10 protein-coding genes are annotated in these 8196 nt (G+C 69.5%); 8 read left to right on the forward strand and 2 right to left on the reverse strand.

All coding sequences use genetic code 11. The features are described from left to right. A partial coding sequence (locus tag ACOJSN_RS19610; RefSeq protein ID WP_420114166.1) for a DoxX family protein occupies positions 1–442 on the reverse strand: 442 nt, incomplete at its 3' end. Positions 443–585: 143 nt separating this feature from the next. Here ACOJSN_RS19610 and rsmI point away from each other — a divergent pair. From rsmI to ACOJSN_RS19625, 3 genes are all read left to right on the forward strand, one after another. Then, positions 586–1476: a 16S rRNA (cytidine(1402)-2'-O)-methyltransferase gene (gene rsmI, locus ACOJSN_RS19615; RefSeq protein WP_420114167.1), complete on the forward strand. Its 891-nt coding sequence runs from the start codon at positions 586–588 to the stop codon at positions 1474–1476. Continuing rightward, the gene (locus tag ACOJSN_RS19620) at positions 1476–1898 is read left to right on the forward strand and encodes a hypothetical protein (protein WP_420114168.1); all 423 of its coding nucleotides are present in this window, start codon (positions 1476–1478) and stop codon (positions 1896–1898) included. The genes rsmI and ACOJSN_RS19620 overlap by 1 nt, the downstream gene beginning before the upstream one ends. 66 nt (positions 1899–1964) lie before the next feature. After that, positions 1965–2414, forward strand: coding sequence for a hypothetical protein (locus ACOJSN_RS19625; RefSeq protein ID WP_420114169.1), 450 nt, complete (start codon positions 1965–1967; stop codon positions 2412–2414). 7 nt (positions 2415–2421) lie between these two features. Here the strand turns inward: ACOJSN_RS19625 and ACOJSN_RS19630 are convergent, their stop codons facing one another. After that, positions 2422–3012: an isochorismatase family protein gene (locus tag ACOJSN_RS19630; RefSeq protein ID WP_420114170.1), complete on the reverse strand. Its 591-nt coding sequence runs from the start codon at positions 3010–3012 to the stop codon at positions 2422–2424. Positions 3013–3098: 86 nt separating this feature from the next. On the opposite strand from ACOJSN_RS19630, the gene ACOJSN_RS19635 reads away from it, so the two are divergent. The 5 genes from ACOJSN_RS19635 to ACOJSN_RS19655 form a co-directional block, all read left to right on the forward strand. Beyond that, complete coding sequence (locus ACOJSN_RS19635) at positions 3099–4283, forward strand: aminotransferase class I/II-fold pyridoxal phosphate-dependent enzyme (protein WP_420114171.1); 1185 nt, start codon at positions 3099–3101, stop codon at positions 4281–4283. 37 nt (positions 4284–4320) lie between these two features. Further along, positions 4321–5208 (forward strand): dihydropteroate synthase, encoded by an 888-nt coding sequence (gene folP / locus ACOJSN_RS19640; protein WP_420114172.1) that lies wholly within the window; start codon positions 4321–4323, stop codon positions 5206–5208. Beyond that, positions 5208–5915: a pyrimidine reductase family protein gene (locus ACOJSN_RS19645; protein WP_420114173.1), complete on the forward strand. Its 708-nt coding sequence runs from the start codon at positions 5208–5210 to the stop codon at positions 5913–5915. Before folP ends, ACOJSN_RS19645 begins: the two co-directional genes overlap by 1 nt. 251 nt (positions 5916–6166) lie before the next feature. Then, a complete protein-coding gene (gene metG / locus ACOJSN_RS19650; RefSeq protein ID WP_420114174.1) occupies positions 6167–7726 on the forward strand; it encodes a methionine--tRNA ligase in 1560 nt (519 codons plus the stop codon). Positions 7727–7797: 71 nt separating this feature from the next. Further along, a partial coding sequence (locus ACOJSN_RS19655; RefSeq protein ID WP_420114175.1) for a TatD family hydrolase occupies positions 7798–8196 on the forward strand: 399 nt, incomplete at its 3' end.

Genomic DNA, 8196 nt, shown 5'->3' on the forward strand with positions numbered 1-8196 from the left:
GGTTGGTCCCGCCGGCGATCCAGGGAAGCGCCACCACGTACATGAAGGCCATGAGCAGCGTGCCGCCGATCGCGGCGATCCGGAGGCCGGCGCCGGCGATCATCGCGACGCCGATGCCCAGCAGGCCGAGCATGAAGATGACGTCGCCGACCGGATTGGCGAAGGCGGTCTGGAAGAAGTTCGCCAACGGCTGGGCCGGGTCGAGGTTGTTGAGGTAGCCCTGCGCGGGCGTGCCGCCGTTGATCCAAGCCCGCTCGGCGGGAGTGCTGAAGCCCAGACCGAACGTCTTGTCGAGGAACGGCCAGAGGAAGAAGAAGCCGATGATGATCCGAGCGACCGCAAGCACCTTGCGGGCGAGCGGGCTCGTGACGATCGACTCCTGGGTGACGACCGCGCTGGCGGCGGTCGGGGCCTGGGCTGCGTGGTCGCGGGTGGTGGTCATTGCTCTGTCCTCTACGGGAGTGGGTGGAGTGGTCGAGCGCTCATGAGAATTGTTTCGCCGCAGATGCCTTCGAATCAGGGACGGAGGTCCTGACTTCTGCGGGATCACCCGGGACCGAGGTCCCGGGCTGGCAGACTCGGGCCGTGGCGGAGACCGGGGTCGTGGTGCTGGCAGGAACACCGATCGGCGACGCCGAAGACGCGCCGCCGAGGCTGCTGCGGCTGCTGGCCGAGGCAGACGTGGTCGCTGCCGAGGACACACGCCGGCTGCGGGCGCTCGCAACCCGGCTGGGCGTGACGATCGGCGGCCGGGTCACGAGCTATCACGAGCACAACGAGGCGGCTCGCGCCGCTGAGCTGGTCGAGGCAGCGGCGGCCGGCGCCACCGTGCTGGTCGTCACGGACGCCGGCATGCCCGGCGTCTCCGACCCCGGGTACCGCGTGGTTCGCTCTGCGGTCGAGGCCGGTGTGCGGACGACGGCGGTGCCCGGGCCGAGCGCCGTGCTCGCCTCACTCGCTCTCTCGGGTCTGCCCACGGACCGGTTCTGCTTCGAAGGGTTCCTTCCGCGCAAAGCCGGGGAACGCCGTCGGGCACTCGCCGAGCTAGGCACCGAACCACGCACCATGGTGTTCTTCGAGGCGACCCACCGGATCGCCGAGACCCTCACGGCGATGGCGGAGGCGTTCGGCGCCGACCGGGACGCCGCAGTGTGCCGCGAGCTGACCAAGACGTACGAAGAGGTCAAGCGAGGCGGCCTGGCCGAGCTGGCAGCGTGGGCCGCCGACGGCGTGCGGGGCGAGATCACCGTGGTCGTCGCCGGGATGGTGCCCGAGCCTGCCACGGCCGCCGACCACGTGGGTGAGGTGCTCACGCTCGTCGCCTCAGGACATCGCCTCAAGGAAGCGGCCACCACGGTCGCCGAGCGTTCTGGTGTCAGCCGCCGCGAGCTCTATCAGGCCGCCTTGGCGGCCCGGGACCAGAGCGCGGGTTATCGTGACGCGAGCTCGTCGAGCTCGTCGAAGGAGGCTGACTGATGGCGCTCGACCGCAAGTTCCTGACCACCGTGGCGACGATCGTGGGGACCGCGGCCCCCGTCGTCGCGAAGTACCTGAAGGAGCACCCCGAGATCGGGCAGAGCGTCCAGGACGCGGTGACCAAGCTGCTCGCCAAGCGCATGAGCGGACCGGCCGGGATGCTCGCGACGATCAGTGCGCTGCGTGAGCAGGTCACGTACCTCACGGACAGTGCCGATGACGACGCCGAGGCGGCACGGGCCCAGCAGTGGGCACGTCGACTGGACAACCTGCAGCACGCCACCGAGCTGCTGCACGACGGCGCCTCCCGCCGCGAGAAGAAGGCGGTCAAGGAGAAGCTGATGACGGTGCGCGGCGAGATCCTCGCGGCCTTCATCGCCGAGAAGGCCGAGGACTCCGGGCCGCGTCAGATCGGGCGCTGACGGCCTGGGCAGAGGTACCCGTCGCGGAGCGCGCGGAACCTCGATCGCAGCCAGTAGTCTCCCGCCGTGATCATTTGGCGTGGCTTCGGCTTCCTGGCAGTCCTCATCGGCGCGGTTGGAGCTCTCATCGGCTTCGGCCTCAGCTCGGCAGTGGCCGCGGAGGGCGAGATCAACGGCTTGATGCTCGGGCTCGGGCTGCTGCTCGGTGCGGCCGGCATCTTTGCACTCGGCTGGTGGCTCAATGTCATCAACCCGGCGAAGAAGGCCGAGACCTGGACCGAGCAGCGGCGCGCAGAATTGAACTTCGCCATCGCGAACGGCCAGTTCCAGGCCGTTCCCGGGGTTGCTCCCTCCTCGCAGGAGCAGGCACAGGCTCAGGCCGACGCCATGCTCGCGCAGGAATCTGTCACGGTCGGCAAGCGCCTCCGCAACATCCACACGCTGTTCTGGATCCCGATGCAGTGGATCGGTGTGGTCCTCGCGATCATCGCCGTGCTGGTGGCGATCACCGTCTGAGTTCTGCTCAGCGGTCGGAAGTCTCCAGCCGCACGCCGCCCGAGGCCATCTCCTCGCGCGCGGCCTGACCCTGCTCGGGCGTCACCGGCACGGTCAGGTCGGTCAACACCCGGGTGACCAGCCCGAGGCGCGCGGCGTCGAGCGCGGTCTGCTTGACGCAGTGCGACTCGGCGATGCCGACCACGTCGACGCTGACGATCGCATGCTTCGCGAGCAGGTCGGCGAGCGGTCGGCCGGCCACGTCGACGCCCTCGAAACCTGAGTAGGCGGCCTCGTAGCGGCCCTTCTTCACCGAGTGGTCCGGTGCCAGGTCGGCGAGCGCGGGGTGCAGCTCGGCCTCGTCGGTCCCGGCCACGCCGTGCGGCGGCCAGGTGTCCACGAAGTCCGGCTCGTCACTGAAGTGAGTGCCCGGGTCGATGTGCCAGTCCTGGGTGGTGATGACGGTGTCGTAGTCGTCTCGGTGGGTCGCCGCGAAGGCGGCGACTCGGGCGGCGACGGCGTTGCCTCCCTCGACCGCGAGGGCGCCACCCTCGCAGAAGGTCGGCTGGACGTCGACGACGACGAGGGCCCGGTGGGTCTGCGGGCGGTGGTGGCTCATGGGTCGCCTCTCCGGTTTGGGTCCTACGGTGCGGGCAAGGTGCCACCGAGCGTATGACGCAATGCGGGCAGGTAGCCTTCACACCCATGGAGTTCCGCCGGATCAACGGCCTGCCGCCGTACGTGTTCACCATCATCGACGGGCTCAAGCTGGAGGCCCGTCGAGCCGGGCGGGACGTCATCGACCTCGGGTTCGGAAACCCCGACCTGCCCAGCCCGCAGATCGCCGTCGACAAGCTCGCGGAGGCTGCTCACAACACGCGCAACCACCGCTACTCCTCCTCGCGCGGGATCCCGAACCTGCGCCTCGCGGTGGCGAACCACTACCAGCGGCGGTTCGGTGTCACGCTCGATCCCGACCACGAGATCATCTCGACGATCGGCGCCAAGGAGGGCTTCAGCCACCTGATGTGGGTGCTGCTGAGTGCCGGTGACGCGGCGATCGTGCCGACTCCGAGCTACCCGATCCACATCTGGGGTCCGTACTTTGCCGGAGCCGACGCCCGGCAGGTGCCGATCGGCGACGGCACCGACGGCGCCGGCTACATCGACCGCGTCATGGAGGCGTGGGACCTGGGTTGGCCCAAGCCGCGGGTGGTGGTGCTGAGCTTCCCGCACAACCCCACGACCACCACGGTGGAGCTCGCCGATCTGCAACGGCTGGTGGACTGGGCGCGTGAGCGTGAGGTGGCGCTCGTGCACGACCTCGCGTATGCGGACATGTGCTTCGACGGCTGGCAGCCACCGTCGATCATGCAGTGCGAGGGGGCAGGCGAGGTGGCGGTCGAGCTGTACTCGATGACCAAGTCGTTCTCGATGGCGGGCTGGCGGGTGGCGTTCATGGTCGGCCGCCGCGACGTGATCAAGGCGCTCACGCAGCTGAAGTCCTACCTCGACTACGGCACCTTCCAGCCGATCCAGATCGCCGCGACGGTGACGCTGAACGAAGCGACCGAGTACCCGGCAGAGCTCTCGTCGATCTACGAGTCGCGGCGCAACGCGCTCTACGACGGGTTGCAGCGGATCGGCTGGGACATCCTCAAGCCGAAGGGCACGATGTTCGCGTGGGCGCGCATCCCCGAGGCGTACGAGGAGATGGACTCGATCGAATTCGCGACGCACGTGGTCAACGAGTGCGACGTGGCGGTCTCGCCTGGCGTCGGCTTCGGGCCGGGCGGCGAGCGGTTCGTGCGGTTCGCGCTGATCGAGAACGAGCAGCGGATCACGCAGGCGGTCCGCAACCTCAAGCGCGGCCTCACCCGACTGTCATGAGCGCGATCCGCACCCACGCTGCTCCATGGTGGACAGGGTGACGGCCCTCGCGCCTCGCCGGATCGGGGCACGGACCTTCGACTTCGCCCGGCGCACTGCAGTGATGGCAGTGGTCAACCGCACCCCGGACTCCTTCTTCGACCACGGCGCCACGTTCGCGCTCGAGGCCGCTGTGGCGCAGGCGCAGCGTGCGGTGGCGGAGGGCGCGGACTGGGTCGACATCGGCGGACTGCCGTTCTCGCCGGACACCCCGGATGTGTCCGTCGCGGAGGAGGTCGACCGGGTGCTCCCGGTGGTCGAGGCGATCCGGGCTGTCTCCGATGTGGTGATCTCGGTGGACACCTACCGCCCCGAGGTGGCGCAGGCCGTGCTCGATGGTGGTGCTGACGTCATCAACGACGTCATGGGTCTGCGGGTGGCCGGGCTGGCTGAGGTGGTGGCGAGTTCCGGCGCCACGATCGTGATCGCTCATTCGGTGGGGGAGCCGCATCGGCACCACCGGCGCCCGCAGTACCAGGACGTGGTGGCCGAGGTAGTGGCGTACCTGATCGAACGAGTGGAGTACGCACGGTCGCTCGGGATCGCCGAGGACCGGATCGTGATCGACCCCGGCCACGACCTCAACAAGAACACCCTGCACACGTTGGAGATCACCCGGCGGCTGCATGAGGTGGCCGCGATCGGGCTGCCGATGCTGGTGGCGCTGTCGAACAAGGACTTCGTGGGCGAGAGCATCGACCGGCCCCAGGGGGAGCGGTTGTACGGCACGCTCGCCGCCACGGCGCTGTGCGTGCAGGCGGGCGCCCGGATCGTGCGGGCGCACCAGGTGCGGGAGACCGTGGACGTGGTGCGCATGACCGAGGCCGTGCTGGGCCTGCGTGAGCCGGCGTACCTGAAGCACAACATCGATGCGGAGACCGACTGATGTTCTCCGAGCAGCAGCTGTCCGATCACTACGCGCTCCCGGATCGCTCGGTGCCGCACCTGCGGGTCAACTTCGTCTCGAGCCTCGACGGCGCCGCCTGGCACGACGGCGGCTCCGGCCCGCTGAACGACGAGTGGGACCAGCAGGTGTTCGCCTACCTGCGGCGACTGGCCGACGTCGTGATGGTGGGAGCCGGCACCATCCGTGTCGAGGGCTATGGCGGGCTCCGGCTCGACGAGGACGCTCAGCGGTGGCGCACCGAGAACGGGCTGCCGCCGCACCCGCCGCTCGCGATCGTGTCCCACGCGCTCGACCTCGACCCCCGGAGCACGGTGTTCACCGACGCCCCCGTGCGACCGCTCGTGCTGACGCATGCCGGCGCGCCGCGCGACCGGCTCGACGCGCTCGCGGAGGTCGCCGACCTGCTCGTGCACGGCGAGGATGCGGTCGACCTCGTGGCTGCTCGTGCGGACCTGGCCGAGCGCGGGCTGGCGCAGGTCCTCTGCGAGGGTGGACCCACGCTGTTCGGCTCCCTCATCGCCGCGGACGCGGTGGACGAGCTCGACCTCACCCTCAGCCCGGTGCTGGAGTCCGGTGCCGCCGGGCGGATCGCCCACGGGCCGCAGCGCACGCTGCCGATGCGCCTGCAGCACGCCCTCCCGGGCGGCCCGATGCTGTTCCTGCGCTACCTCCGCGCGCCGGGCTGACCGCCGACAGCTCAGCTGCAGCTCCGTCCAACGCTCAGCTCAGCGCCTGGCCCCATGCGCCGAAGCCCGCCCTCCGTCGAACAGGGGTGCGCCCGGATACACGCCTCATACCGGGCAGAACCTCCTGCTCGCCGGGTGCAACCGGGCAGAACCTCCTGCTCGCCGGGCGTGGCGAGTCACCGAACTCGGCGGCGCCGGTCGTGGTACTGCGACGTGGCGAGGCCCCGTTCCCTCGGTAGGCTCGGCGCATCATGACCGCACCTGCTCAGCCTGGAGCGCCCGAGCGTCCCAGCTACTACATCACCACGGCCATCGCGTACCCGAACGGCGCCCCGCACATGGGCACCGCGTACGAGTACATCACCACCGATGTGCTGGCGCGCTTCAAGCGCCTCGACGGCTACGACGTCCGGCATCTCACCGGCACGGACGAGCACGGCATCAAGATGATGCAGGCCGCGGAGCGGCTGGGGCTGACGCCCGCCGAGTTCGCGCGCGGGAACTCCGACAACTTCGAGGCGATGCAGCGCGGCCTCGGCATCGACTTCGACCGCTTCATCCGCACCACCGACGCCGACCACATCGAGGCGAGCCAGGCGATCTGGCGTGCGATGGAGGCGAACGGCGACATCTATCTCGGCTCCTACTCGGGGTGGTACTCGGTGCGTGACGAGGCGTACTACACCGAGGATGAGACCGAGGTGACGCCCGAGGGTACGAGGGTCGCGACGTCGTCGGGCACCGACGTCACCTGGACCGAGGAGCCGAGCTACTTCTTCAAGCTCTCGGAGTACGCGGACAAGCTGCTCGCGCTGTACGAGGAGCGGCCCGAGTTCATCGGGCCGGACTTCCGGCGCAACGAGATGACCCAGTTCGTCAAGCAGGGGTTGCGGGACCTCTCGATCTCGCGGTCGACGTTCGACTGGGGCGTCCCGGTCCCGGGCGACCCGGCACACGTGATGTACGTGTGGGTGGACGCGCTGACGAACTACATCACCGGCATCGGTTATCCCGATGTGGAGTCGGAGTCGTTCCGCCGCTACTGGCCCGCCGACGTGCACATCATCGGCAAGGACATCACCCGGTTCCACACGCTCTTCTGGCCGGCGTTCCTCATGAGCGCGGGCATCGAGCTGCCTAAGCGGGTGTTCATCCACGGGTTCCTGTATGACAAGGGCAAGAAGCTCTCCAAGTCCGACGGCGGCTTCGTGGACCCGCTCGCCTTCGCCGAGCAGTACGGCCTCGACCAGATGCGGTACTTCCTGTGCCGGGAGTTCACGTACGGTCAGGATGGCTCCTACAGCCACGAGGCCGTGGTGACCCGCATCAACGCCGACCTCGCCAACGAGCTGGGCAATCTCGCTCAGCGTTCGCTGAGCATGGTGGCCAAGAATCTCGACGGCGTGGTCCCCACCCCGGGCGAGTACACCGAGGATGATCACGCGCTGCTCGGGCGGTTGGAGCGGCTGCTGCCGGCCGCGCGCGAGCACATCGATGCGCAGCAGATCAGCGCGTATCTCGAGGAGCTCTGGTCGGTGCTCGGGGAGACCAACCGGTACTTCTCGGCCCAGGAGCCGTGGGTGCTCCGCAGAGAGGACCCGGCGCGGATGGCCACGGTGCTGTCGGTGACGCTCGAGGTGGTCCGCGTGGTCGCGACGCTCGTGCAGCCGGTGATGCCGACCTCGGCCGGACGCCTGCTCGCGCTGCTCGGGCTGCCGGAGCGCGTCGAGTTCGCTGAGCTGGCGACCCCGCTGACCCCGGGTAGCCCGCTCCCCGCCCCGACCGGCGTCTTCCCGCGCCTCGACCCCTAGACCGCTTTCAACGACAAATCGACCCCGGGTCGATTTGTCGTTGAAACCAGACAGGCGACGGGAGAGGGAGCATGGGCCGCAGGCGAGGTGAGTGGCCGGCTGAGCCGGAGCCGTTGCCGGCACCGGTGATCGACAACCACACGCACCTGGAGTCGATCTCGGACGTGCTTGACGACGGCGTCCCCGACCCGGGTGTGGCCGGTCACCTGGAGCGAGGGGCGGCTGCCGGTGTCGAGGCGGTGGTGCAGATCGGCTGCGACCTGGACACGGCGGAGGTGAGCGTGCGCTGGGCGCACGAGTACCCGAGCATGGTGGCGGGGGTGGCGATCCACCCGAACGAGGCGGTGCTGCACGCGGGCGTGCGCGAGGTCGCCCCCGACGGCCTGGAGCCGGCGCCGGCGCCGCGGCACGAGACCTTGCTCGAGGACGCGATCGCCCGCATCGCTGAGCTGGCCCGCGACCCGCGGGTG

It is taken from the genome of Pseudactinotalea sp., from assembly GCF_048594945.1.
In the GTDB taxonomy this organism is placed as follows: Bacteria; Actinomycetota; Actinomycetes; order Actinomycetales; family Beutenbergiaceae; genus Pseudactinotalea.

Coding starts and splice junctions, on each gene's coding strand:
- metG (WP_420114174.1), top strand. CDS start 6,167: ATGACCGCACCTGCTCAGCCTGGAGCGCCCGAGCGTCCCAGCTACTAC.
- ACOJSN_RS19620 (WP_420114168.1), top strand. CDS start 1,476: ATGGCGCTCGACCGCAAGTTCCTGACCACCGTGGCGACGATCGTGGGG.
- ACOJSN_RS19635 (WP_420114171.1), top strand. CDS start 3,099: ATGGAGTTCCGCCGGATCAACGGCCTGCCGCCGTACGTGTTCACCATC.
- ACOJSN_RS19630 (WP_420114170.1), bottom strand. CDS start 3,012: ATGAGCCACCACCGCCCGCAGACCCACCGGGCCCTCGTCGTCGTCGAC.
- ACOJSN_RS19645 (WP_420114173.1), top strand. CDS start 5,208: ATGTTCTCCGAGCAGCAGCTGTCCGATCACTACGCGCTCCCGGATCGC.